At 50.9% G+C, this 24,583-nt stretch carries 24 protein-coding genes; 19 read left to right on the top strand and 5 right to left on the bottom strand.

All coding sequences use genetic code 11. The features are described from left to right. Window positions 1–282 precede the first annotated feature (282 nt). Window positions 283–1,356, top strand: coding sequence for a virulence RhuM family protein (locus ABDB91_RS09530; RefSeq protein ID WP_347491572.1), 1,074 nt, complete (start codon window positions 283–285; stop codon window positions 1,354–1,356). A gap of 313 nt (window positions 1,357–1,669) precedes the next feature. Here the strand turns inward: ABDB91_RS09530 and ABDB91_RS09525 are convergent, their stop codons facing one another. Both ABDB91_RS09525 and ABDB91_RS09520 read right to left on the bottom strand, forming a co-directional pair. Then, window positions 1,670–2,419 (bottom strand): Fic family protein, encoded by a 750-nt coding sequence (locus tag ABDB91_RS09525; RefSeq protein WP_347491358.1) that lies wholly within the window; start codon window positions 2,417–2,419, stop codon window positions 1,670–1,672. 15 nt (window positions 2,420–2,434) lie between these two features. After that, the gene (locus tag ABDB91_RS09520; protein ID WP_190258986.1) at window positions 2,435–2,650 is read right to left on the bottom strand and encodes a helix-turn-helix transcriptional regulator; all 216 of its coding nucleotides are present in this window, start codon (window positions 2,648–2,650) and stop codon (window positions 2,435–2,437) included. A gap of 936 nt (window positions 2,651–3,586) precedes the next feature. Between ABDB91_RS09520 and purE the strand changes: the two genes are divergently transcribed. The 8 genes from purE (at window position 3,587) to purD (ending at window position 12,524) form a co-directional block, all read left to right on the top strand. Next, window positions 3,587–4,120 (top strand): 5-(carboxyamino)imidazole ribonucleotide mutase, encoded by a 534-nt coding sequence (gene purE / locus ABDB91_RS09515; protein WP_347491357.1) that lies wholly within the window; start codon window positions 3,587–3,589, stop codon window positions 4,118–4,120. Continuing rightward, window positions 4,117–5,412 carry an adenylosuccinate lyase gene (gene purB, locus ABDB91_RS09510; protein WP_347491356.1) on the top strand — a complete coding sequence of 432 codons (1,296 nt, stop codon included), beginning with the start codon at window positions 4,117–4,119 and terminating at the stop codon, window positions 5,410–5,412. The genes purE and purB overlap by 4 nt, the downstream gene beginning before the upstream one ends. Before the next feature lie 25 nt (window positions 5,413–5,437). Then, entirely contained in the window at window positions 5,438–6,142 is a 705-nt protein-coding gene (gene purC / locus ABDB91_RS09505) for a phosphoribosylaminoimidazolesuccinocarboxamide synthase (RefSeq protein WP_347491355.1), read from the top strand. 38 nt (window positions 6,143–6,180) lie between these two features. Further along, window positions 6,181–7,611, top strand: a complete 1,431-nt coding sequence (purF, locus tag ABDB91_RS09500; protein ID WP_347491354.1) for an amidophosphoribosyltransferase — start codon at window positions 6,181–6,183, stop codon at window positions 7,609–7,611. A gap of 122 nt (window positions 7,612–7,733) precedes the next feature. Then, a complete protein-coding gene (purM, locus tag ABDB91_RS09495; protein WP_347491353.1) occupies window positions 7,734–8,786 on the top strand; it encodes a phosphoribosylformylglycinamidine cyclo-ligase in 1,053 nt (350 codons plus the stop codon). A gap of 80 nt (window positions 8,787–8,866) precedes the next feature. Further along, on the top strand, window positions 8,867–9,478 hold the full coding sequence (gene purN / locus ABDB91_RS09490; protein WP_347491352.1) for a phosphoribosylglycinamide formyltransferase: 612 nt from the start codon (window positions 8,867–8,869) through the stop codon (window positions 9,476–9,478). Window positions 9,479–9,677: 199 nt separating this feature from the next. Further along, a complete protein-coding gene (gene purH, locus ABDB91_RS09485; protein WP_347491351.1) occupies window positions 9,678–11,219 on the top strand; it encodes a bifunctional phosphoribosylaminoimidazolecarboxamide formyltransferase/IMP cyclohydrolase in 1,542 nt (513 codons plus the stop codon). A gap of 39 nt (window positions 11,220–11,258) precedes the next feature. Beyond that, window positions 11,259–12,524 carry a phosphoribosylamine--glycine ligase gene (gene purD, locus ABDB91_RS09480; RefSeq protein ID WP_347491350.1) on the top strand — a complete coding sequence of 422 codons (1,266 nt, stop codon included), beginning with the start codon at window positions 11,259–11,261 and terminating at the stop codon, window positions 12,522–12,524. Between the two features lie 13 nt (window positions 12,525–12,537). Here the strand turns inward: purD and ABDB91_RS09475 are convergent, their stop codons facing one another. From ABDB91_RS09475 to ABDB91_RS09465, 3 genes are all read right to left on the bottom strand, one after another. Continuing rightward, a complete protein-coding gene (locus ABDB91_RS09475; protein ID WP_347491348.1) occupies window positions 12,538–12,723 on the bottom strand; it encodes a hypothetical protein in 186 nt (61 codons plus the stop codon). Window positions 12,724–12,847: 124 nt separating this feature from the next. Beyond that, a complete protein-coding gene (locus tag ABDB91_RS09470) occupies window positions 12,848–13,159 on the bottom strand; it encodes a type II toxin-antitoxin system RelE/ParE family toxin (protein WP_347491347.1) in 312 nt (103 codons plus the stop codon). After that, complete coding sequence (locus ABDB91_RS09465; protein ID WP_347491346.1) at window positions 13,149–13,409, bottom strand: type II toxin-antitoxin system Phd/YefM family antitoxin; 261 nt, start codon at window positions 13,407–13,409, stop codon at window positions 13,149–13,151. The genes ABDB91_RS09470 and ABDB91_RS09465 overlap by 11 nt, the downstream gene beginning before the upstream one ends. Window positions 13,410–13,977: 568 nt before the next feature. Between ABDB91_RS09465 and ABDB91_RS09460 the strand changes: the two genes are divergently transcribed. The 10 genes from ABDB91_RS09460 (at window position 13,978) to ligA (ending at window position 24,541) form a co-directional block, all read left to right on the top strand. Beyond that, window positions 13,978–14,298 (top strand): YerC/YecD family TrpR-related protein, encoded by a 321-nt coding sequence (locus ABDB91_RS09460; protein WP_347491345.1) that lies wholly within the window; start codon window positions 13,978–13,980, stop codon window positions 14,296–14,298. Between the two features lie 73 nt (window positions 14,299–14,371). Continuing rightward, window positions 14,372–15,754 carry a histidinol dehydrogenase gene (hisD, locus tag ABDB91_RS09455; RefSeq protein WP_347491344.1) on the top strand — a complete coding sequence of 461 codons (1,383 nt, stop codon included), beginning with the start codon at window positions 14,372–14,374 and terminating at the stop codon, window positions 15,752–15,754. After that, window positions 15,754–16,836 (top strand): histidinol-phosphate transaminase, encoded by a 1,083-nt coding sequence (hisC, locus tag ABDB91_RS09450; protein ID WP_347491343.1) that lies wholly within the window; start codon window positions 15,754–15,756, stop codon window positions 16,834–16,836. Before hisD ends, hisC begins: the two co-directional genes overlap by 1 nt. Next, the gene (hisB, locus tag ABDB91_RS09445; RefSeq protein ID WP_347491342.1) at window positions 16,837–17,436 is read left to right on the top strand and encodes an imidazoleglycerol-phosphate dehydratase HisB; all 600 of its coding nucleotides are present in this window, start codon (window positions 16,837–16,839) and stop codon (window positions 17,434–17,436) included. Window positions 17,437–17,461: 25 nt separating this feature from the next. Next, window positions 17,462–18,073 carry an imidazole glycerol phosphate synthase subunit HisH gene (hisH, locus tag ABDB91_RS09440; RefSeq protein ID WP_347491341.1) on the top strand — a complete coding sequence of 204 codons (612 nt, stop codon included), beginning with the start codon at window positions 17,462–17,464 and terminating at the stop codon, window positions 18,071–18,073. Next, a complete protein-coding gene (gene hisA / locus ABDB91_RS09435; protein WP_347491340.1) occupies window positions 18,067–18,813 on the top strand; it encodes a 1-(5-phosphoribosyl)-5-[(5-phosphoribosylamino)methylideneamino]imidazole-4-carboxamide isomerase in 747 nt (248 codons plus the stop codon). Before hisH ends, hisA begins: the two co-directional genes overlap by 7 nt. Continuing rightward, on the top strand, window positions 18,807–19,577 hold the full coding sequence (gene hisF / locus ABDB91_RS09430; RefSeq protein ID WP_347491339.1) for an imidazole glycerol phosphate synthase subunit HisF: 771 nt from the start codon (window positions 18,807–18,809) through the stop codon (window positions 19,575–19,577). Before hisA ends, hisF begins: the two co-directional genes overlap by 7 nt. A gap of 110 nt (window positions 19,578–19,687) precedes the next feature. Then, window positions 19,688–20,095 carry a phosphoribosyl-AMP cyclohydrolase gene (gene hisI, locus ABDB91_RS09425; RefSeq protein WP_347491338.1) on the top strand — a complete coding sequence of 136 codons (408 nt, stop codon included), beginning with the start codon at window positions 19,688–19,690 and terminating at the stop codon, window positions 20,093–20,095. Between the two features lie 173 nt (window positions 20,096–20,268). Beyond that, window positions 20,269–22,500, top strand: a complete 2,232-nt coding sequence (gene pcrA, locus ABDB91_RS09420; protein WP_347491337.1) for a DNA helicase PcrA — start codon at window positions 20,269–20,271, stop codon at window positions 22,498–22,500. A gap of 16 nt (window positions 22,501–22,516) precedes the next feature. Next, the gene (gene ligA, locus ABDB91_RS09415) at window positions 22,517–24,541 is read left to right on the top strand and encodes an NAD-dependent DNA ligase LigA (protein WP_347491336.1); all 2,025 of its coding nucleotides are present in this window, start codon (window positions 22,517–22,519) and stop codon (window positions 24,539–24,541) included. The last annotated feature ends 42 nt before the right edge of the window (window positions 24,542–24,583 follow it).

Genomic DNA, 24,583 nt, shown 5'->3' with positions numbered 1-24,583 from the left:
CATAAAGGCTTAATTGAAATGAACCATAAAAGTGTTTCTGATTTTAACATTGACCGGCTAAAAAACTACCGCTTTGGTTTGATAAAATATAGCGCAAACGATTATGACATTTCCAACAAAGGGATCTTGGTGGCTTAGATGTAGAGAAAAATAAAGGGAAGAATACGATACGTTATGCCCCTACCCATATGGACTTACCAGATACACGCTTTGGCTTAGCTTTTTTAAAAGAATATAGCTTAAAAGAACTCGAGGACAAACTTGATGTCCTTGGCAATAGTGATGGAAGTTGAGCTCGATGAACAGGAGGAATCTAACGTGACAAATAGGAAAAACGGTAAAAAGAAAAATGAAATTACCATTCATAGCAGTGCCGCCGAGTATTTAACCTTCGTTGCCGCAAGCGGCGAGGGTGGTGTTGAAATTCGTTATGAGGATGAGAATATCTGGTTAACGCAAAAATTAATGGCGGAGTTGTATGATGTTAATGTTCGCACCATCAATGAACATATAAAGAAGGTCTTTTCGGACAAAGAATTGGCCGAGGAAACAGTTATCCGGAAATTCCGGATAACTGCGTCTGACGGTAAGACCTATAATACCAACCATTATAATCTTCAAATGATCATTGCAGTAGGGTTCAAGATTAATAATGAGCGCGCAGTCCGTTTTCGGAAATGGGCAAGTCAAATCGTTAAAGATTACACAATTCAAGGTTGGACAATGGACGTTGACCGTCTAAAAAAAGGCCATATGTTCACAGATGAATATTTTGACCGCCAACTGCAATATATTCGGGAAATTCGTTTGTCGGAACGTAAATTTTATCAGAAAGTAACCGACATTTATGCCACCGCTTTTGACTACGATAAGGATGCCAAAACTACGCATAATTTCTTTAAGTTGGTTCAAAATAAAATGCACTGGGCGGTTCACAGACATACGGCAGCCGAGTTGATAGTTAAGCGGGCCGACGCAGAAAAAGAGCATATGGGACTGACTACATGGGAGGCCGCGCCTCACGGAAAAATCGTCAAAGCTGATGTTTCTGTTGCAAAGAATTATCTGAACGAAAAAGAGATGGACTATCTTGAACGTATTGTATCCATCTACCTGGACTATGCGGAGTTGCAAGCTGAGCGCCAGATACCTATGTCTATGGAGGACTGGGCAAAAAGGCTTGACGGCTTTTTGGAGTTCAATGGCAACGAAATTCTGATAGGTGCTGGAAAAATATCCCATGAGAAGGCGAAGCTTCACGCTGAAACTGAGTTTGAAAAGTACCGTATTGTGCAGGACAGGTTGTTTGAGAGTGATTTTGATAGGTTTATGGAGTTGGAAGAGAGGTCGAAATAAAAGGAGATTGACTGGAATTAGAGGGGTGACAATTCAAATTGATGTGTTGCCACTGATAATACTTTGATAACAAAAAATCGGCAAGCGCCGGATAATATGGGAAATAGGTACTTATAACGCACAAAAAAGCCTTAAATATTAAACTAATATGTTTAGTATTTGAATAGATTTGCCGAGTGGGAATAAGAACAGCAAGGCCGGAAACCAGTATGAACACTGGCCTTCTGGCCTTGTTTTTTGGTAAAGCGTACCGCCCGGGACGGCTTTAATACATAAAGAGCGGGATTCCGGTGTAGGAATGCCCGCTCTCGTTTTATGATAGTTTTGGAAATGGAATGTGCAGCAGCCGCATGATCTCTTTCTGCGTCTCGTACACCTGCTCGGCAATAAAATCCGTAAACGGTCGGTCATCTTTATGGGCTCGCTCCAGCAGGCTGTTATACTCCTGACGCAAAACCGGCGGGATCACAGCCAGCATGTAACCGTCCTGAATAAGAGCCGTGTTCATCAGCAGCCTGGAAATTCGACCGTTGCCGTCGATAAAAGGATGAATAAATACGAATCGCTTGTGTAACTGAGCTGCGAACTTAACTGGGTGATATTTGTCCCGCTCCTCGGCGACCCATTGAAATAGTTTCGCCATCTTCTGCCCGATCAGCTTCACGTCGCACACTTTATGCTTGGAAGCGGTTATGAAGACAGGACGATCACGATAGTGGCCGGCTTCTTTGGCATCTATTCCTGTATAAAACATTCGGTGCATTGTTAGAGCGTCAGCCTCGGTGATACGACGGCTGCCCAGCAGCGTGAACATAAAGTCATACGCTTGCGCATGCCCCAGTGCCTCAAATGTGTCTTTAAGCGGTTTACCGCCAACAGTCAGCCCATCCTCCAGTATCACCTTTGTCTCGCTAATGGTGAGGGTATTCCCTTCCAGGGCATTGCTCGACCAGGTGAGACCAATACGGTAATAGCCCTTTATTTCATTGAGCAGGTGGCCTTCAAAAGGACGTTGCTCATCAAGCGATATCTTGTAGCGGTCGATTTTATCATATAAAGTCATTGAACAATCCCCCTTTTAGTACGTGACCTTTTCGCCGGAAGGCATAATAAAGGCGCCCTCATATCGACAACCGGCGGCCTCGGCAATTTGCTTCAATTCGTCGACCGTAAAACTCTCCCGTTTCATTTTCTGGCTGAAAGCTTGCGGGCTTTTCCCCGATATTCGTCCGAGTTCGGAAACACTTATTCCGAGCTTGACACACAGTATTTTAAGCTGTTCAGATACAGACATACCACTACTCCTTCCAATATCTTATTATAAACGGAATAGTTTAATGAATCAACGTTAGCGTTTATATTTTATTGAGGAACGTTAAAAAGATTAACTACATAAACATCAATATTTATATTATAAGCAAGGACATATATAAGTTAGAAGAGAGCGAAACGTTAAATCCGAAAAGCCTGCCGGCGGTCAAAAGAAGCATGGCTGAATAAGAAGGGGGCGCAAAAATAATAGCAGCGAAGGAACAGGAACGCAAAACCCTGGATAAAATCAAACAGATGATTGCAGAGCTTGGTGAAAATTGAAAAACCAATTTACTGATTGATATAATTGCGGTACAATAAATGCATCAAATGCCGAGCAAACTTTAAAATTGGATGCCAAAAAGCAGCTGCAAACGTTAATTCTTTTTGCAGCTTGTTGTACTTGACTGTCGGAATATCCATGGGTTAATATTAATTTGGAAAGTTATTTTAAATAATATTCAACACGAGAGAAAGTGTACCTAGGGTTCCACACCGCTTTACGGTGGCTCGGTCCAAGCGGTACAGGCAGCCACGGGTACGTTTCGCGGCAGCTACACCGGTCGGGATAAAAGCCCAGGCGGGTAGGTTTCACTCCGATGAGAACCTACTCGGGCGGGTTTTTTTTATTGCTGTGGCTATGGCAAAAGAATGTATCAAAGGCTTGCACAAATTGATCAATTCCCCTTTTCACCGCCATAGGGTTATCAAATCGTTGGGAGCAGAAGATGAACTCGTTCAGCCAAAGCTGGACATCGGGGCTTCAAATGGGGATTTCACCCCGCCTGAAATAAAAATAGGAACTCCCGCTTATAGAAGTGGGAGTCTTGGAATTTGATGAAGTCGTTTGGAGACAGATAACTTGCCAACATGGTGGGGAATGATAATTAAGTACATATATTCTACGAGGAGGCGACAAATGAATAAACCATTGGTAGGTATCGTAATGGGCAGTGACTCTGATTTGCCGGTAATGCGCGGCGCGGCGGATATACTGGATGAATTTGGTATCCCTTGGGAGATATTAATATCGTCTGCGCACAGGGCACCGGAAAAAACTGCCGATTACGCCCGCCAGGCTGCCGATCAGGGCGTGGCAGTGATTATTGCGGGTGCCGGCGGTGCGGCTCATCTGGCCGGCGTTATCGCCGGGCATACCTCGCTGCCCGTTATCGGTGTGCCTATTGCATCAGGCGCACTAAATGGCGTGGACGCTCTGTATGCTACCGTACAAATGCCTCCCGGCATACCGGTAGCTACGGTGGCCATAAACGGGGCCCAAAACGCAGGTATTCTGGCGGCTCAGATAATTGGTTCGGGCTGCCCGGAAGTGCGGGACAAAATAACTGCTTATAAAAGAAAAATGGCCCGACAGGTGGAAGAGAAATCGACTTGTCTGCAGGAACTGGGCATAGAAGGATATCTGAATGCAAAGGGAGGAAATAAAGCTTGATCGATCGTTATACTTTACCGGAAATGAAAGCTATCTGGTCCCAGGAAAATAAGTACCGCAAGTGGCTGGAGGTGGAGATTTGCGCCTGTGAGGCGCTGTCCGAAATGGGCGTGGTACCGGTTGAGGCACTGCGGGAAATCAAAGAGAAAGCTAATTTTACCGTGGCACGCATTGACGAAATTGAAGAAGTCACCAATCACGATGTTATTGCTTTTCTTACCTGCGTCGCTGAATACGTGGGGGATGCCTCCAAGTATATGCACCTGGGCATGACCTCTTCGGACATGCTGGATACAGCGCTGGCATTGCAGATTAAAGAAGCCGGAGAACTAATCCTTAAACGCTTGCAAGAGTTGCGGAATGTTTTATTGGAGAAGGCCAAAGAACACCGCTGCACCATTATGATCGGGCGCACTCACGGCATCCATGCCGAACCCACCACCTTTGGGTTGAAAATGCTGCTGTGGGTAGCGGAAACCGAACGCAACATCAAGCGCATGGAAAGTGCCGTTACCACTGTCAGTGCGGGCAAGATATCCGGGGCCGTCGGCACTTATGCCAATATCGATCCCGCGGTGGAACAGCACGTCTGTACCCGGCTGGGCTTAAAGCCGGCCCGGGTGTCCACCCAGATATTGCAGAGGGATCGGCATGCTGAATTTCTGACCACCCTGGCGGTTATCGGCAGCTCTCTGGATAAGTTTGCCACCGAGATCAGAAATCTACAGCGTACCGATATTTTAGAGGCCGAAGAACATTTCAAAAAGGGCCAAAAGGGATCATCGGCCATGCCCCATAAACGCAATCCCATCACGGTGGAACGCATAAGCGGTCAGGCCCGCTTACTGCGCGGTAACGCCCTGGTGGCTATGGAAAACGTGGCCCTGTGGCATGAGCGGGATATTTCCCACTCATCGGTGGAAAGGGTGATTATTCCTGACAGCACTACCACCCTTGATTATATGCTGTATAAATTTATTAATATCATGGAGAATTTACTGGTTTACCCTGAGAATATGAAAAAGAACCTCGAAAAAACCCACGGGTTGATTTTTTCACAACGGGTGCTGCTGACTCTGGTGGAAAAACACGGCCTCACCCGGGAGAAAGCTTATGAATTGGTGCAGCGCAACGCCATGCGGTGCTGGCAAACAGGAGAGGACTTTCGTCAGCTGTTGCTGGACGACGCGGAAGCAGCCGCCATTTTGTCCAAGGAAGAAATCGATGAAATATTTGATTATAGCTATCACTTAAAGCATGTGGATGAAGTTTATAGGCGGTTTGGCCTGTAAATATTTAATATGGAGGCAGATGAATATGAAAAAACTGGAACAGCTCTATGAAGGCAAGGCTAAAAAAGTATACCGCACTGATAACCCCGACTATTACTGGGTGGAGTACAAGGATGATGCTACCGCGTTAAACGGTTTAAAAAAAGGTACTATTGCCAATAAAGGCTCACTCAACAACCGTATTTCAGCTTACTTTTTCCGCATGCTGGCCCAAAACGGTATTGATTCGCATTTCGTAGAGGAAAAATCCGACACGGAAATGGCAGTTAAGGCACTGCAGATTATTTTGGTGGAGGTAGTTGTGCGCAATATTGCCGCCGGCAGTCTGGCTAAACGCCTGGGGCTGGAAGAAGGCATCCCAATGCGAAATACGGTGGTGGAATATTATTATAAAAGCGATGAGCTGGGCGATCCGCTGATTAATGATGACCATATTCGGGCCATTAACCTGGCCACCCCCGAGCAGATGGCCAAAATAAAGGAAATCTCTTTAAAGGTTAATGACGTGCTGCGGAATCATCTGGCCGAGCGGGATATTGAGCTGGTGGACTTTAAACTGGAATTCGGACTGCATAAAGGTGAACTGCTGCTGGGTGACGAAATATCACCTGATACATGCCGATTCTGGGATAAGCATACGCGGGAAAAACTGGACAAGGATCGTTTTCGCCGGGATCTGGGCAATGTGGAAGAAGCCTACCAGGAAGTGTATCGGCGGCTAACGAAGTAGCGATGATTAAGAAATATAATTGATCTGGGGGAGATAAAATGGTTCGGCCCGGATTGCCAAACGGTATGATTTTATCTGATAAGCCCAGGGAGGAATGCGGGGTTTTCGGTATTTTCGCCCCCGGGCGTGATGTGGCCAGATTGACCTATTACGGCCTTTACGCCCTGCAGCACCGCGGTCAGGAAAGTGCGGGTATCGCTACTGCCGACGGGGAAAAAGTGCAGCTGTATAAAGGCATGGGGCTGGTGCCGGAAGTGTTTTCCGGGGATCAGTTGAACCAGCTGAAGGGCTATGCAGCCATCGGCCATGTGCGTTACTCCACCACCGGGGCCAGCCACGCGGTAAACGCCCAGCCGCTTTTGTTTCGCTATGACGGGGGCATGCTTGCACTGGCGCATAACGGTAATTTAACTAATGTAACTGAATTGCGCTCTCAGTTAATGGCCAGCGGAGCGATTTTTCAATCCTCAACCGACAGTGAGGTTATCGTTAATATCATTGCCCGCTCCAGCCGGGGCGATTTAAAGGATGCCCTGACTAAATGTATGATTGACATTAAAGGCGCTTATTCACTGGTGATCATTACGGAGAATAAACTTGTGGCCATGCGTGATCCCAACGGGTTCCGGCCCCTGTGCCTCGGCGCTCTGGATAATGGTTATGTGGTGGCCTCCGAATCCGCTGCTCTGGGCACTGTGGGTGCCGGCCTGCTCCGGGATGTGCAGCCGGGAGAAATTGTGGTTATCGACGAAAACGGTCTGGAATCGTTTCAGGTGCTTCAGCCGCGCCGGCGATCCCATTGCATTTTTGAATATATTTATTTTGCCCGTCCGGACAGCTTTATTGACGGCTTCAACGTTAACCAGGTGCGCCGGGAAATGGGACGGGTGCTGGCTGCGGAATACCCGATAGATGCCGATATGGTTATACCGGTGCCCGACTCGGGCACCGCTGCGGCCCGGGGCTTTGCCGAAGGGTCGGGCATCCCCTTTGAAGAGGGTTTAATGAAGAACCGCTATATCGGGCGGACTTTTATTCAGCCTACGCAGGATATGCGGGATTTAGCGGTGCGCATCAAGCTCAATCCGGTGCGGGAGGTGCTGGCCGGCAAACGGGTGGTGATGGTGGACGACTCTATTGTGCGGGGCACTACCAGCCGCAAAATTGTGGCCATGCTGCGGGATTGTGGGGTGCGGGAGGTGCACATGTGTCTCAGTTCACCTCCCATCACCCGGTCATGTTATTACGGCATTGACACCTCCGACGAACGGGAGTTGATTGCCGCTCAGATGTCCACCGAAGATATTCGCCGTCAAATCGGTGCCGACGGTTTGCATTATCTTTCCCTGGAGGGGTTGCTGAATATATTCGGAGCTTCCCGGGATACATTTTGTACCGCCTGTTTTAACGGTAATTACCCGGTGGAAGTTATCAAGCCCCAGGAAGCCGGAAAATACAGCCTGGAGTGACCCGTCACCGGTTGCAGTGCTCTTGGGCAGCCGGTTTTATCAAAGCTCATGGAATAATTTGAAATATAAGCTTTATAGCAGGATTTACAATAGTCCGGTGAAAGTTTAGGTCGGAGGAGTGCATGTTGGAAAAAAAACAGAAACCTATAGCAATTACCTATGCGGATGCGGGTGTTGATATTAATGCCGGCAACCGGGCCGTGGCCATGATGAAAAAGTCCGTACACAGTACCCTGCGCCCTGAGGTGCTTACCGGCATCGGGGGATTCGGCGGGCTGTTCGCCCTGGATACCGCAAAATACCGTGAGCCTGTGCTGGTTTCGGGTACGGACGGGGTAGGCACCAAACTGCGGGTGGCTTTTTTAAAGAATCAACACAATACCATCGGCATTGACGCAGTGGCCATGTGTGTTAACGATATACTTACCCTTGGTGCCCAGCCGTTGTTTTTCCTGGACTATCTGGCCGTGGGCAAACTGAAGCCCGAGCAGGTGGCGGATATTGTGTCCGGGGTGGCCGAGGGCTGCCGCCAGGCCGGCTGCGCGCTTATCGGCGGTGAAACCGCTGAGATGCCCGATTTTTACGGGGCCGGAGAATATGATATTGCCGGCTTTGCGGTAGGGGTAGTGGATAAAAACAAAATCATTGACGGCGCCGCCATTGTACCGGGCGATGCACTGGTTGGTCTGGCAGCGTCAGGTTTACACAGCAACGGTTATTCACTGGCCCGCCGCGTATTGCTGGATAAGGCGGGATATCAAATAGATCAATTGCACCCGGTACTGGGCCGCACCGTGGGTGAGGAGATGCTTTGCCCGACCAGGATATATGTATCTACTGTATTGCCGCTGCTGGACAAGTATGGTATTAAAGGAATGGCTCATATTACCGGCGGCGGTTTGGTGGAAAACCTGCCCCGGATATTGCCGCAGGGCACAGCCGTGCAAATAAACACCGGCACTTGGGAGATACCGGCAATATTTAGAGTTATCTCCCGGGAAGGTCCCGTGGAAACCGGTGAAATGTACCGGGTTTTTAATATGGGTATCGGCATGGTGCTGGTGGTGCCTGCCGCGCAGGCCGGCAATGTTGTTGCTGAACTTGAATCACATGGTGAAGATGCCCGTCTGATTGGCCGGGTTGTCGAAGGCGATAGGGAAGTGCGGTTCATTTGACGTTATAAGGGCATTATCCCCATCACGTTTGAAAACATTGTGCAGCAAAAAGTTTGGCTTTATTTATGAGGGGAGAACAAATGGATATAAAAAATTTAGGTGTACTTGCTTCAGGGCGGGGTTCCAATCTGCAGTCCATTATGGATGCGTGCGCTGCGGGGCGGATACCGGCCCGCGTAACGGTGGTCATCAGTGATAACGCCGATGCCTACGCACTGGAAAGGGCCCGGTATGCCGGCATTGACGCCGTGGCGCTAAACACAGATGATTACATTGATAAGGCGGAGTACGAGAAACATATTACAAAGATTTTACAGGAGCACAATGTCGATCTGGTATGCCTGGCCGGTTACATGCGGATGGTGGGACCCGGACTGCTGGAGGCGTATGCCGGGCGGATCATGAATATTCATCCCGCTCTCCTACCTGCCTTTCCCGGGCTGCACGGGCAGGAGCAGGCCTGGCACTACGGAGTTAAATACAGCGGCTGTACGGTGCACTTTGTGGATGACGGCATGGATACCGGACCCATTATATTGCAGGCAGTGGTGCTTGTCAGCGATAATGATACGGCCGATACTCTGGCAGCGCGTATTTTAGAACAGGAACATCGGATATATCCTGAGGCAATTAATCTATACTGCACGAACAAGCTGGTGGTGGAGGGAAGAAAAGTACGCATACTGGCTTAAGCAAAAATAGGGACTCCCACCTATAGAAGCGGCAGTCTTGGAATTTGATAAATAGTCCGCCATTGCGAAGGGCGATAGCGACGTGACGATCTCACCCGATAAAGTAGAGCAACAGTCGAAGATTGCTTCGCTGACGCTCGCAGTGACCATTCTTTTGCGTTTCCGAAATTACTTGTTTAATCTGAGGAGGTATACAAAAATGACTGTGCAACGAGCGTTGATCAGCGTTTCCGATAAGTCCGGGCTGCAAGAATTTGCCCGGGGACTGGTGCAGGCGGGCGTGGAGATAGTTTCCACCGGTGGGACTGCGAAAGCACTGCGCGGAGCCGGTATACCCGTCACCTACATAACTGATGTCACCGGTTTTCCGGAAATATTGGACGGCCGGGTCAAAACCCTGCACCCCAGCGTGCACGGAGGTATTTTGGCCATGCGTACCGAGGGGCATTTAAAACAGCTGCATGAACAAAACATTACGCCCATCGACCTGGTGGTAGTTAATCTTTACCCCTTTAGAGAAACAGTAGCCAAACCCGGGGTAACCCTGGAAGAGGCCATTGAAAATATCGATATCGGCGGTCCCACAATGGTGCGTGCAGCGGCTAAGAACTACCGGTATGTGCTGGTGGTGGTCAGCCCGCAGCGGTACTCCGCAGTACTGAATGCTATTCAAAAAGGCGATATTAACGAGCAGTTTCGACTGGCCCTGGCCAAAGAAGCATTTGCCCACACCGCTTCGTACGACACTGCCATATCCGCTTACCTGACCGGTCTCGACCAGCCGACCGGGACATTCCCCGCTGTTTGGGAGAAAAAATATGAGTTGGTGCAAACACTTCGTTATGGCGAGAATCCCCACCAGCAGGCCGCGTTTTATCGCGACCCGTCAGTAACCGGGGCTTGCGTAGCCAATGCTGTACAGCTGCATGGCAAAGAGCTGTCCTATAACAATATACTGGATATCAATGCCGCTTTTGAGGCGGTAAAAGAATACGCTGCTGCTTCGGCTGTAATAGTTAAACATAACAACCCGTGCGGGGTATCCAGCGCGGCCAGGCTGGCGGATGCCTATGTTATGGCTTATGAAGGTGACCCGGTGTCGGCTTACGGCGGTATTGTGGCTTTCAATACTCCGGTGGATGCGGACACGGCCAGGGAGATGAATAAAATATTTCTGGAAGCGGTGATCGCGCCGGATTATGCTGATGATGCATTAGCCATATTAAAACAAAAAGAAAACCTGCGCATTTTAAAAGCCGGCCCGCTAACCGGTCCGACTACCGACCGTTTTGATTTGCGCAAAGTTAACGGAGGGTTGCTGGTTCAGGACTTTGACCGCGGTGTGGCGGATACGGAGAAAACAAAAGTAGTTACTAAGCGTGCTCCTTCCCAGGCCGAGATGGACGATTTGCTTTTCGCTATGGCCGTGGTAAAACACGTAAAATCCAACGCTATTGTGGTAGTTAAAGATAAAAAGGTATTGGGCGTGGGGGCCGGGCAAATGAACCGGGTGACTTCAGCCCGTATAGCCTTGGGACAGGCCGGTGACGGGGCCCGGGGTGCGGTGCTGGCCTCGGATGCCTTTTTCCCATTTTCGGACACCCTGGAAGAAGCAGTGGCGGCCGGTATAAGTGCTGTTATTCAGCCGGGCGGCTCGGTGCGTGATGATGCGTCCATTGCCGTGGCCGATGAGCATGATATAGCCATGGTGTTTACGGGTATGCGTCACTTCCGGCACTAGATGAAAGCCGGCATGGCTTAGCTTGGGGGGGGAATTCTAATGAAGGTTTTAATTGTGGGGGGCGGCGGCAGAGAACATGCACTGGCTTGGAAAATAAGTCAAAGCCCTCGCGTGAAAAAAATATTTTGTGCGCCGGGTAACGCCGGTATTGCACAGCTGGCGGAATGTGTCGATATCAAGGATAATAATATACCGGCTATTATCGACCTGGTCCGGCGGGAAAAAATTGATCTAACCGTGGTGGGGCCGGAGGTGCCGCTGGTGGCCGGTCTGGTGGACGCACTGGAGAAGGAAGGCTACCCTGTATTCGGACCCCGGCAGCGAGCGGCGGAAATAGAGGGCAGCAAAGTGCTGGCCAAGGAGATAATGCAAAAGTATGCTATCCCTACCGCCCGGTATGCCGTTTTTGAGAACGCCCGCCAGGCAAAAGATTACATTAAGCGGCTTGCCGGTCCATGTGTGGTTAAAGCTGACGGATTGGCAGCCGGTAAGGGCGTTATTGTGGCCGAAGATGAACAAACGGCGCTGGCCGCAGTAAATGATATCATGGAAAGTAAAATATTCGGCGCGGCGGGCCGCCGTGTGCTGGTGGAAGAGTGTCTGCGGGGCGAGGAGGCAAGTATGCTGGCCTTTACCGATGGTGAGCATGTAGTGCCCATGCCGGCGGCTCAGGACCATAAACAAGTATATGACAACGATATGGGCCCGAATACCGGCGGCATGGGCGCCTATGCACCGGCACCTGTTTTAAACCCGGAGCTCAGGCAGCAAGTGCTGGAAAAAGTGATGATTCCCACGGTGCGCGGTATGGCCGCGGAGGATCGTCCCTACCGGGGTGTGCTGTACGCCGGGCTGATGATGACGGATAAAGGCCCGCAGGTGCTGGAATTTAATGCCCGTTTCGGTGACCCGGAAACCCAGCCTCTGTTGATGATGCTGCAGTCCGATCTGGTTGATGTGATGGAAGCGCTCCTGGCGGGCGAGCTAAATAAGGTAAACCTGCGCTGGCATGACGGTGCCTGTGTCTGTGTGGTGCTGGCCTCCGGCGGGTATCCCGGTTCATACGGCAAAGGTGAGGTGATCACCGGGCTGGCCGACTTGCCTGACAACGTGGCAGCCTTTCATGCAGGCACGGCACTTAAGGGTAATCAGGTGGTTACCGCGGGCGGCCGGGTGCTGGGGATAACCGCACGGGCCGCGGGTATTCCCGAAGCCATTGAACTTGCTTATCAGGGCGTATCCCGGGTGAGGTTCAGCGGTATGCATTATCGCAAGGATATAGGTAAAAAAGCTATAAACAGGTAGCCGACGTATTTAATTAACAGAGGCACAGCTTTACAAGGCGCTGGCGGCGCTGAGAAACAACAAGCGCCTCACGGTTGAACAGCGCGAGGCGCTTGTCCGGCCACGCTGTATCATGCGGGATTGGGATTATTATTTCTGCAAGGCGTATGGCGTGGACATCGACGATAAGCGCACGGTCTACGCCGAGTGCCATTTTCATCTTGTGCCCTTCGGGAATGAACCCTGCGTATGTATGCTCCGGGAATGGCTAATGATGCCCTGCGCGTAGGACGCAAAAAAGCGCCGGTATGGAAGCGGTATCCATACCGGCGCTTTGCCGTCCCTTACAATAAATCCGGGTAGTTGCGCGGTCCGTAAACGACACGGACGACATACACGGTCTTCTTTTCCTCGTCAATCCGGTACAGGACAAGGTAGTTTTTAATGACGACCTTCCTGTATCCTTCCCGCCGGAGCTTTGCATCCTGGCAAAGCGCGAACAGGCGGGGATTCGCCACAAGGGAGCGGTAGCTTTTTTCCACATCGTCAAGAAAGCCGGAGGCGGCCTGCGGGCTTTTCAGCTCATGGACGATATATCCGGCGATCTCGTCAACATCCCGGTGGGCGTCCTTGGAAACAATCAGCTTATAGCCCATGTTTTGTCCTGACCTCTTTCAGAGAATCGAAGCCGTCCATGACCTCGCCCGCTTTGATGGAGCGTTCTCCTTCTTCCAGCTTGCGATAGACGTCGTTCAAAAACATGGTTTTCTCATAGGTTTCCATGCTCATAATCACCATATCGCCATAGCCGTTTTTCGTGATAAACACCGGCTCTTTAACCTCTTTGCAAAGGGCGGAAAGCTCGCTCGTCTTTTTTAAGTCTTTGATGGGAATAATCCGCGGCATACAATCGGCCTCCTTTCGGTGAGTTAATTATGTCATAATTATGACCTAAATTCAATCCATTTATTCCTCAGGAAAATCGCTTGCTTGCAGAGTATGTTCGTAAACGCAACACCAAGTCGGTTAACGGGAATTTTACCAAGGGCCGGTTAATGCCTGAAAAGGTAGAATATATACGACCGAAGGTGGTAACAGCAAAAAATGCTGCGTAACGTATCTACGATGAGCAGTAGATGCCCATGGACCGGGCCAGGGCTGTGCTAACACAGTGCTGTAGCTCACGAGAGAGTATAAGACCTTGCTTTGCCAGGGCAGTTCTCAATGAAATGAGAAACTTCCGAGAAGAAGCCTCCGGGCTCGTCCCGGAGGAGGTTCACCTGCCATATTATTAAGCTCAATGATGGCATCTCGATGATGCCAAGAAGTGTAAGAGGGGCAGAGTTTATCGTTTTTTTTAATTTTAGCACTTTACCAAAAAAAAGGATTTGTTTGTGGGTTGTCGAACTGCATATTAGGCAAACTGAAATAACAACCTAAATATGTATTATTTAAACCCGGGAGGAATAGAAAGGTGGCTTACACCGGAAAATTGCGCGATCCCTTGTTGGATCAACTTTTTGAAACTATATTACAGTTGCAAAATACGGACGAGTGTTATCAATTTTTTGAGGATGTATGCACAGTTACAGAATTAAAAACTATGGCTCAGCGGCTGGAGGTGGCCAGAATGCTGCAGGGTAATTTTACCTACGGTGAAATTGCCTCACGCACGGGAGCCAGTACAGCCACCATCAGCAGAGTAAAGAGATCTCTGAATTATGGCGCGGATGGCTATAAAATAGTGCTGGACAGGCTGGACAAGCCTGACACCGCGGGCGAAGGCAAAAATTAGTGTTGACAGTGAAGTGATACTGCTTTAATATTTTATTGTAGCAATGCTTTAATGTATTAAAGGGGGACATTTTTTGATTCGCATAATAAGGTCAACTGATCAGGCCCTGTCCGAACTATTGCAAAATAGAACCGTGGACCTGGAAAAAGTTGAAAACGTTGTTAAAGATATTATCAGTGCCGTTCGGGACGGTGGAGATGAACAATTATGCGCCATAACCAACCGCTTGGACGCCACGGATTTGACGCCTTCCGGCCTGCCAGTGAAGGAATCTGAAATAAAGGCTGCCTACCGGAAAGTAAGTGATCGTTTTTTAACGGCACTGCGTGTGGCCGCCCAAAATATCTATCGTTATCACAGCCGCCAGCTGCGCAATTCCTGGATAGATCCGCAGCCCGACGGTACCATGCTGGGCCAGATAATTGCACCTCTTGACAGGGTAGGTATCTATGTGCCCGGAGGTAAGGCGTCGTATCCATCCTCAGTGCTGATGAACGCGATACCCGCCGCTGTGGCGGGGGTAAGGCAAATAGTGATGGCTACACCGCCCGACCGCAGCGGTGCGGTGAACCCCCATACACTGGTAGCGGCCGCCGAGGCGGGGGTAACCGAGATATACCGGGCGGGCGGAGCTCAGGCCGTGGCTGCGTTGGCCTATGGCACTCCAACCATTGCCCGGGTAGATAAAATAACCGGTCCGGGTAATATTTATGTAACAGCGGCCAAGCGGCAAGTTTTTGGAACGGTGGATATTGATATGCTGGCCGGTCCCAGTGAAGTGCTTATTGTGGCTGATGCATCGGCCAGGCCGGAATTTGCGGCTGCCGATATGCTGGCCCAGGCTGAGCATGATGAAATGGCCTCAGCGATATTGGTGACGCCGGTGGCCGAGCTGGCCGAAAAAGTACGACAGCAACTCAGTGCACAGTTGGCTAAATTGAACCGGCGCATAGTAGCCGAAAAATCAATTAATGAAAGAGGAGCTATTATTATCACGGCCACTTTGGATGAAGCCGTACGGGTGGCCAATTCATTCGCTCCGGAACACTTGGAACTGCTGGTGGAGGACCCGTACCGCTGGCTGGGGTCGGTGAATAGCGCCGGAGCGATTTTCCTGGGACATTTTTCACCCGAACCCGTGGGCGACTACATTGCCGGTCCTAATCATGTACTGCCTACAGGCGGTACGGCCAGGTTTTTCTCCCCCCTCAACGTGGATACCTTTATGAAAAAGACCAGTTTGATCGGGTATTCACCTCATGCACTGGCTCGGGACGGCGAGCATATTATGACCCTGGCGGCTACCGAGGGGCTTGACGCTCATGCGGCCTCCGTGCAATGCAGATTAGCGGTGCCGTCCGACAAGCCGGCTGATGTTGATAAAAGCAATGTTGACAGCCTGGACAGCAGCTTTAACCGGCGGCGGAATAGCCCGGGGAAAGGGGAAGGACGCTGATGCACAAACAATTCAACCCGGGTCTTTTGGTGCGGGAAGGGCTCAAGGAGCTGGTTCCCTATGCAGAGGTAACCTATCCGGAGGTAGTCAGGCTTAATGCCAATGAAAACCCTTATGATTTTCCAGGCGAGGTAAGACAGGCCATCAATGAAATGCTGAATCCGCAGTCGTTTACCCGGTATCCCGATGCTATGGCGCGGCAGTTGGTACGGGAATTGGCCCGCTTGCACGGTGTTGGGGCCGGCCACATTATGGTGGGCAACGGTTCGGATGAGCTTATTTTAGACCTGATGTTGACTTTTGGCGCCGGCAACCGGGTGGTGATTGCCGTGCCTACCTTTTCTATGTACGGCATTCATGCCCGGGTGGCCGGGGCCGAAATAGTGGAAATACCCAGGCGGCTTGATTTTGACCTGGATGTGCCGGAAATTATTCGGGCCGGCCGCAAGGCGGCTTTAGTGGTGCTCTGTTCGCCCAATAACCCCACCGGCAATTCCGCCACATTAGAACAAGTACAGTCCTTGTTGGATAATTGCCCGTGTCCCGTGGTAGTCGATCAGGCCTACGTTGAATTTGGCGGTCCGGATTTTCTGCCGCTATTGAATAAATACCCCAACCTGGTCCTGTTGCGTACTTTTTCCAAAGCCTACGGACTGGCCGGTTTGAGGGTCGGTTACTTATTCGCCTGTCCACAGGTGCTGAACTATCTTTTTAAAGTAAAGCAGCCGTTTAACTTAAACACCTTTTCCCAATTAGCCGCGCTGACCGTACTGCAGCACCGGGATATTTTTGCCGGGCAAGTGTCGGAAATTATCCGGCAGAGGGATGATTTATATAACGCTATGCAGCAAATGCCCGATGTTGAGGCGCTGCCCTCCGAGGCTAATTATTTAATGTTCAAAACCGCTTACCCGGCGAAGGATGTATTTAGCGGTTTGCTGGCGGGAGGCGTGCTGGTGCGCAGCTTTGGAGACCCGTTACTGGCCCAATACCTGCGGGTATCTGTGGGGCGGCCGGAGGAAAATATGATTTTTTTACGTTCACTGCGGCAGGTTATTACAGTACTGGGGGAGAAAGATTGAATGGAAACAAAAAATATACGCAGTGCGGAAATCAACCGGGAAACAAAGGAAACTTGTATATCTCTGCATATGACCTTGGACAATACGGGACATTCCGATATCAATACCGGCGTTGGCTTTCTGGATCACATGCTGGAGCTGCTGGCCAAGCATGGCGGCATGCAGCTTAAATTGCACGCCCGGGGTGACCTGAAAGTGGATGCTCATCACACCGTGGAGGATATAGGTATTTGTCTGGGGCAGGCGCTGAAAAAAGCGCTGGGAGAAAAGCGTGGTATAGAAAGATACGGACACGTGCTCCTGCCTATGGATGAAGCCCTGGTGGCGGTGGCTCTGGATTTTAGCGGGCGTGGTTATTTGGCCTTTGATCTGCCGTTGCCCGCCGCTAAAGTGGGGGATTTTGACACCGAGCTGGTAGAGGAATTCCTACGTGCCCTGGCCGTGAATGGTGCGTTAACTCTGCATGTGCGCCTGTTGGCAGGCAGAAACACTCATCATATCATAGAAGCTGTTTTTAAAGGGCTGGGTCGTGTTTTACGCCTGGCCGCTGAAATTAAAGACCCCCATAGAGGACTGCCTTCCACTAAAGGTGTACTTTAATCGGGAAGAAAGAGGGAAAACTTTTTTGATTGCCATTATTGATTACGGTATGGGTAATTTACGCAGCGTAGCCAAGGGATTTGAAAAAACGGGCGTGAGCGTGGAAGTTACCTCTGACCCGCAGGTGCTGGAAAAGGCCTCGGGAGTGGTTTTGCCCGGCGTGGGGGCATTCTCCGATGCCATGCAAAATCTTACGGCACATAGCATGGCAGACGCTATACACAATGTAATTGCCGCAGGCAAGCCTTTTTTAGGCATTTGCCTGGGACTGCAGCTGCTGTTTGAATACAGCGAGGAATGGGGTACTACCAGAGGACTTGCGATATTTCCCGGCCGGGTGCGACGCTTGCCGCCAGGGCTCAAAATTCCGCACATGGGCTGGAACACACTTACATATAAAAAGCCCTGTCAGCTTTTTAAGGGCATACCCGAGCATGCCGCGTTTTATTTTGTTCATTCCTATTATGTGGAGCCTGCCGATCCGGAATTAACGGCGGTATCCACCGAGTATGGCATGGAATTTACTTCCGTAGCCGCCAAGGACAATGTATACGGTATTCAATTTCACCCGGAAAAAAGCAGTGCCCTGGGCCTGCGCATCTTAGAGAATTTTGGGAGGTTGGTTGAAAAATGTTAATTATCCCGGCTATAGACCTGCGGGCTGGGAAGTGTGTACGCCTGGTGGAGGGTAAACTGGACCACGAAACTATTTATTCCAATGATCCGGCAGCCGTAGCCCGGGTGTGGCAGGGCAGCGGAGCCCGCTTGCTGCACCTGGTTGACCTGGACGGCGCCTTTGCCGGATCACCCAAGAACCTGGAAACCATTCAGGAAATTATTAAGGCGTTAAATATACCCGTGCAAGTAGGCGGCGGCATTCGCGACTTGCTTACCGTAGAACGCTTGCTGCAAATGGGTGTATCCAGGGTAATTTTGGGCACGGTGGCCATCCAGAACCCGGCATTGGTAGCGGATGCCTGTACACGTTTCGGCAGCGAACATATTGTGGTGGGCATTGACGCCCGCAATGGTAAAGTGGCTATTGAAGGATGGGGACTGACTGCGGAAAAGGATGCGCTGGAACTGGCCGGTGAAATCAGCCAAATGGGAGTCACCAGGGTGGTATTCACTGATATTTCCCGTGACGGTACTTTAAAGGGGCCTAATGTAGAAGCTATTAAAAAGTTGGCGTTATCCAGCAAGATGAAGGTAATTGCCTCGGGCGGCGTATCGACTATAGATGATATAGTTGCCTTAAATGAACTGGCCCCTCTGGGTGTGGAAGGGGTCATTGTTGGTAAGGCGCTGTACGCCGGCACGGTAAATATCGATGAAGCCCTGGCCTTGGCGAAAGGGGAGCATTCTGTATCATGTTAATGAAAAGAATCATCCCCTGCCTTGATGTTACCGGCGGACGTGTGGTCAAGGGCACCAACTTCGTTAATTTGCGAGATGCGGGGGACCCGGTGGAGCTGGCCGCATTTTACGACCGGGAGGGTGCGGACGAGCTGGTTTTTTTGGATATCACCGCTTCCTCCGAGGGACGCAAAACTGTATTGGACATGGTTTACCGCACGGCTGCCGAGGTTTTTATACCATATACGGTAGGCGGCGGGATCAGCACTCTGGAGGATATCCGGGCCATGCTTTCCGCCGGTGCCGATAAGGTTTCTATAAATACTGCCGCAGTGAAAAACCCCCGGTTGATCGCCGAAGCGGCGTCCCGGTTCGGCAGTCAGTGCATTGTGGTAGCTATAGATGCCCGGCGTGCGGGAGCAAATGAATGGGAAGTATATATTCATGGAGGCCGTACCCCCACCGGCATTGACGCCGTATCCTGGGCAAAGCAAATGGAGGAATCGGGGGCCGGTGAGATATTGTTAACCAGCATGGACCGGGACGGTACTAAAGACGGTTATGATATACCATTAACCAGGGCTGTCGCACAGGCTGTGCAGATACCGGTAATTGCCTCCGGCGGGGTCGGCGATCTGGACCATATTGTGGACGGACTCACGCTTGGCGAGGCTGACGCGGCTCTGGCGGCATCCATTTTCCATTTTGGCACCTACTCCATTGCCGAGGCCAAACAGTATTTGCGGCAACATAATGTGCCCGTGCGCATGAACTCGTTCAGCTAAAGCTGAACATCGGGGTTTCAGATGGGGATTTTGCCCCGCCTGAAAATAGAGACTTCCACTTATAGAGGGTGGAAGTCTTGGAATTTGATAAAAACTGAGGTGTAGCCAAGGTGCAGGTAAAGCAAATAAAACCTGAAGAACTAAAATATAACAGCGACGGATTAATACCGGCCATTGTGCAGGATGTACAAACCAAGGAAGTTCTGATGATGGCTTATATGAACAGCGAGTCGGTGGCCAGAACGCTTTCCAGCGGCGAAACCTGGTTCTGGAGCAGGAGCCGGCAAAAGTTCTGGCACAAGGGGGAATCGTCCGGCAACGTACAAAAAATAAAGGAAATGTATTTTGACTGTGACCGGGATACTTTGCTTCTGCTGGTGGAACAAAAGGGAGCCGCCTGCCATGAGGGATATTACAGCTGTTTCCATTACGCATTGTCAGAGGACGGTACAGTTACCGTAAAGGGAGAGCCCCTGTTTGATCCCGAAAAAGTGTACGGCAAAGAAGGTAAACAGTAAAACTGCTGCCGCTCGATAATCTTCGATAATCTATTGGACATAAAAGTTCAAATTGTTGACATATCACTATCTTCAAGCCACCGCGAGGTGGCATTTTAATGTAACGTTGATACAATCCGCTTTCACACACATGCATTGCCGTACTTTCGTAAAAAATAAAAATGGAGGATATTATGGATCTAACCGCGCTTAACGAGGCGCAGAAAAGAGCAGTTACTTACAGTGAGGGGCCGCTTTTAGTGCTGGCCGGGGCGGGCAGCGGCAAAACACGGGTACTCACCACCAGAATTGCTTATTTGCTTTTGGAAAAAGGTGTCGACCCTTATAATATTTTAGCTATCACATTTACCAATAAGGCGGCCCGGGAGATGCGGGAGAGGATTGCGGCCGCAGTGCCCGAGCTGGTACATGATTTATGGGTGTTTACCTTTCATGCCACCTGCCTGCGCATTTTACGGCGGCAGTCCGGGTTTGCCGGGTATACGTCCAATTTTGTTATTTACGATGCTGATGATCAAAAAACGGTTATCAGGGAATGTCTTAAAGAGTTAAACCTGGATGATAAGAAATTCCCTCCGCAGGCTATGTCGGCGGCCATATCCCAGTCGAAGAACATGCTTTACGGACCGGCGGAGATGGAAAAAAAGTCATACGATTATTACAGCCAAACTGCCTGCAAGGTATATAAACTATACCAGGACAAGCTGCGGCAAAATAACGCGCTGGATTTTGACGATTTGTTGATGCAAACTGTGCTGCTGCTGCAAAATAATCCGGCGGTGCTAAACTATTATCAGGAAAAATTTCGTTATATACTGGTGGATGAATATCAGGACACCAACCACGCCCAGTATGTGCTGGTTAATTTATTGGCCCAAAAATACCGCAACATATGCGTGGTGGGTGATCCGGACCAGGGTATTTACGGCTGGCGTGGGGCGGATATCCAAAATATCATGAGCTTTGAGCGGGACTATCCGGACGCCGCCGCTATTGTGCTGGAACAAAATTACCGTTCCACCCGTACAATACTGGAATCCGCCAATGCAGTAATCCGGCATAACCGGGACCGTAAAGAAAAAAAACTCTGGACCGCCGGTTCTTCAGGTGATCCCATTACGGTTTTCACCGCCCGGGACGAGCATACCGAAGCGCGTTATATAGTGGACAGGATCAACAGCTGGCATCACCTGTTAAAAAAACCATATCGTGATTTCGCTGTTTTATATCGTACCAACGCCCAGTCCCGGGTGCTGGAAGAAAAATTTCTGGCTGCCGGTATACCATACACAATTGTAGGCGGGCTGCGCTTTTATGAGCGTAAAGAGATCAAAGATTTGCTGGCTTATTTGCGGCTTTTGGTAAACCCTTATGACCGGGTCAGCTTGCGGCGGGTTATTAACGAGCCCAAAAGGGGTATTGGAGCCGCTTCATTGAATAAAATACTGGCTCTGGCGGATGAAACCGGACAAGCGCCGCTAACCTTGCTGGAAAACACCTTCACTATTGCCGGACTGACCGGCAAGGCTGCTAATGCCGCCCGGATTTTTGGTCAAACTATGCGTGATATTAAAGACAGAATGCCGGAGTTAAGCATCACCGGCCTGGTGCAAATGGTGCTGGAGGCGACCGGATATTGGCAGGCCCTGGATAACGAGCGGACCGTGGAATCAACAACCCGACTGGAAAACCTGCGCGAATTTTATTCGGTTACCGGAGAATATGACGGGCGGGGCGAAGGCAGTGGCCTGGAAGATTTTTTAGCCTCCCTGGCTCTGGTTACCGACCTGGATAATTATGAGCAGGACATGGATCAAGTTACATTGATGACCATGCACAGTGCCAAGGGACTGGAGTTTCCCGTAGTATTTATAGCCGGCCTGGAGGAAACCGTTTTTCCCCACTCCCGCTCTATGGAGGACAGGCACGAGCTGGAAGAGGAAAGAAGGCTGTGTTATGTGGGTATAACCAGGGCGATGCAGCACTTATATCTGACGCATTGCTGGCAGCGCACCTTGTATGGGCATACTAAAATAAATGAGCCTTCCCGGTTTTTGCAGGAATTGCCGGCTGATATGATCGATATACGTGATCCACTGGATAATCAAAATAACAGCGACCCGCCGAAGAAGATACATCCGGCCGATTCCACCGGCATTGGTTCGCTAAAAGAGCCCGGCCAGGCCGGCAAAGGCTTCGGGTCGCCCGGAGAGCCCGGACAGGCGGACCGGCCCGCGGCCCGCGGCATGCTTTATTGTGTCGGAGAACAGGTTTGCCATCGCAAGTGGGGGCAGGGCACGATTATCGAAGTGCGGGGCAAAGGTGATAAGGCCGAGCTGAAAATAGAATTTCCGGGGCTGGGTGTTAAGACACTTTTAGCCCGCTACGCACCGCTTACACGTTAGAAAGGGGATTGGTTGCATGGGCGGCGGTCATGAAAAGATTCGCCAGACGATTGATAGGCTGCGCCGGGAAATAGAACAGCATAATTACTATTATTACGTGCTGGATGCGCCCACCATTACAGATGCGCAATACGACCGGCTAATGGCCGATTTGCAGCAATTGGAAAAGGAAAACCCTTTACTGATCACCCCGGACTCGCCTACTCAGCGGGTGGGCGGTAAACCGCGGGAGGGCTTTACCACGGTACAGCACCCGGTGGCCATGCTCAGCCTGGCTAACGCTTTCAGTGACGCGGAGCTTGCGGAGTTTGACCGCCGGGTGCGCGGTTCCCTGGGTGGTGAGCCTTATCAATACGTGGTGGAGCTGAAAATTGACGGTTTGGCGGTGTCGCTGACCTATCAGGACAGTATTTTCGTGCGCGGGGCTACCCGGGGGGACGGCAGTACCGGGGAAGATATTACCGCCAATCTAAAAACCATCCGCAGTATACCGCTGCGCCTGCATCAGCCGGTGGACTTGCTGGAAGTGCGCGGCGAGGTATATATGCCCAAGGAGTCTTTTGTTGAATTAAATCGGCGGCGTGAGGAAATGGGCGAGCCACTCTTTGCCAATCCGCGCAATGCGGCAGCCGGCTCACTGCGCCAGCTGGACCCGGCAGTGACGGCCGGGCGAAATCTAAGTATTTTTGTTTACGGTATCGGCGCCGCCGAGCTTAGCGGCCATCAACTGCCGACATCGCACAGCGAGGGGCTGAAGTGGCTGGAGGGCCTGGGACTGCGTGTAAACAGCCACTGCCAGCTTTGCCGGGATATCGGCGAGGCAATCAGCTACTGCCGGATTTGGCAAAATAAAAAGGCGGATTTGCCTTACCAAATAGACGGCCTGGTGATTAAAGTAAATTCACTGGCCCAGCAGTCCGCCTTGGGGTTCACCATGAAAAGTCCCCGCTGGGCAATGGCTTTTAAATTCCCCCCCGAGCAGGCTCAAACTACAGTGCGGGATATCATTGTCAGCGTGGGGCGCACAGGGGTAATTACACCGACCGCCGTACTGGACCCGGTTTTTCTGGCCGGTTCCACCGTCAGCAGGGCCACTTTACATAACGAGGACATTATTCGAGAAAAAGATATCCGTATCGGTGACCGGGTGGTTATCCATAAAGCGGGCGATGTGATACCTGAAGTGGTGGAGGTATTAAAAGATAGCCGAACGGGCGGGGAAAAGGTTTTCAGTATGCCCGCCGCGTGTCCGGCCTGCGGCGCCGAGGTGGTGCGAGCCACCGGCGAGGCCGCCCGCCGCTGCACCGGCGCGGCTTGCCCGGCTCAATTATTGGAGGGAATGATCCATTTTGCTTCCCGGGGGGCAATGGATATTGCCGGACTGGGTCCGGCCGTGGTTGCCCAATTAACAGAGGCCGGGCTGGTCAGGGATGTGTCCGATTTATACAGCCTGACCGAGGAACAGCTGCTGCGGTTGGAACGCTTCGGGGATAAATCGGCCGAAAACCTGGTACGGGCTATTGCGGCCAGTAAAGAAAACCCGCTGCACCGCTTGATATTTGCGCTGGGTATCCGGCACGCGGGTGAGCGGGCGGCGCGTGTGCTGGCCGAACATTTTGGTGATCTCGACAGGCTAATGAATGCCGGTTACGACGAACTGATCACAATACCGGAAATAGGTCCCAAAATTGCCGAAAGCATAATTAACTTTGCACGGGAGCCGCAAAACCGGGCTTTAATTGAACGCTTGGCGGAGTATGGTGTCAACATGACAGCCGAAGCCGCGCCCGCCAGCCTGTCAGATGGACCGCTGAAGGGGAAAACTCTGGTGCTGACAGGCACCCTGGCGGTCTTGAAAAGGGACGAGGCAAAAGAATTGGTAGAACAGGCCGGGGGTAAAGTGTCTTCATCGGTAAGTAAAAAAACCGATTATGTAGTGGCGGGTGAAAACCCGGGCAGTAAGTATGAAAAAGCGGTCAAGCTGAATCTGCCGGTGCTTGATGAGCAGGAATTTCTGGCTCTGATAAAACCTGTCCTTTAGCGGCGGCATACCGGGCAGGCGTTCGCCGGACGGAGCAACCCG

This window comes from Desulfoscipio sp. XC116, from assembly GCF_039851975.1.
GTDB lineage: Bacteria > Bacillota > Desulfotomaculia > Desulfotomaculales > Desulfallaceae > Sporotomaculum.
Note: the sequence above shows the minus strand (reverse complement) of the source record. Positions and strands in the feature narration are given on the sequence as shown.

What these genes read in the sequence shown, in the direction of transcription:
- ABDB91_RS09530 (WP_347491572.1), top strand. Translation starts at nt 283, where the DNA reads ATGGAAGTTGAGCTCGATGAACAGGAGGAATCTAACGTGACAAATAGG.
- ABDB91_RS09525 (WP_347491358.1), bottom strand. Translation starts at nt 2,419, where the DNA reads ATGACTTTATATGATAAAATCGACCGCTACAAGATATCGCTTGATGAG.
- ABDB91_RS09520 (WP_190258986.1), bottom strand. Translation starts at nt 2,650, where the DNA reads ATGTCTGTATCTGAACAGCTTAAAATACTGTGTGTCAAGCTCGGAATA.
- purE (WP_347491357.1), top strand. Translation starts at nt 3,587, where the DNA reads ATGAATAAACCATTGGTAGGTATCGTAATGGGCAGTGACTCTGATTTG.
- purC (WP_347491355.1), top strand. Translation starts at nt 5,438, where the DNA reads ATGAAAAAACTGGAACAGCTCTATGAAGGCAAGGCTAAAAAAGTATAC.
- purF (WP_347491354.1), top strand. Translation starts at nt 6,181, where the DNA reads ATGGTTCGGCCCGGATTGCCAAACGGTATGATTTTATCTGATAAGCCC.
- purM (WP_347491353.1), top strand. Translation starts at nt 7,734, where the DNA reads ATGTTGGAAAAAAAACAGAAACCTATAGCAATTACCTATGCGGATGCG.
- purN (WP_347491352.1), top strand. Translation starts at nt 8,867, where the DNA reads ATGGATATAAAAAATTTAGGTGTACTTGCTTCAGGGCGGGGTTCCAAT.
- purH (WP_347491351.1), top strand. Translation starts at nt 9,678, where the DNA reads ATGACTGTGCAACGAGCGTTGATCAGCGTTTCCGATAAGTCCGGGCTG.
- purD (WP_347491350.1), top strand. Translation starts at nt 11,259, where the DNA reads ATGAAGGTTTTAATTGTGGGGGGCGGCGGCAGAGAACATGCACTGGCT.
- ABDB91_RS09475 (WP_347491348.1), bottom strand. Translation starts at nt 12,723, where the DNA reads ATGAAAATGGCACTCGGCGTAGACCGTGCGCTTATCGTCGATGTCCAC.
- ABDB91_RS09470 (WP_347491347.1), bottom strand. Translation starts at nt 13,159, where the DNA reads ATGGGCTATAAGCTGATTGTTTCCAAGGACGCCCACCGGGATGTTGAC.
- ABDB91_RS09465 (WP_347491346.1), bottom strand. Translation starts at nt 13,409, where the DNA reads ATGCCGCGGATTATTCCCATCAAAGACTTAAAAAAGACGAGCGAGCTT.
- hisC (WP_347491343.1), top strand. Translation starts at nt 15,754, where the DNA reads ATGCACAAACAATTCAACCCGGGTCTTTTGGTGCGGGAAGGGCTCAAG.
- hisB (WP_347491342.1), top strand. Translation starts at nt 16,837, where the DNA reads ATGGAAACAAAAAATATACGCAGTGCGGAAATCAACCGGGAAACAAAG.
- hisA (WP_347491340.1), top strand. Translation starts at nt 18,067, where the DNA reads ATGTTAATTATCCCGGCTATAGACCTGCGGGCTGGGAAGTGTGTACGC.
- hisF (WP_347491339.1), top strand. Translation starts at nt 18,807, where the DNA reads ATGTTAATGAAAAGAATCATCCCCTGCCTTGATGTTACCGGCGGACGT.
- pcrA (WP_347491337.1), top strand. Translation starts at nt 20,269, where the DNA reads ATGGATCTAACCGCGCTTAACGAGGCGCAGAAAAGAGCAGTTACTTAC.
- ligA (WP_347491336.1), top strand. Translation starts at nt 22,517, where the DNA reads ATGGGCGGCGGTCATGAAAAGATTCGCCAGACGATTGATAGGCTGCGC.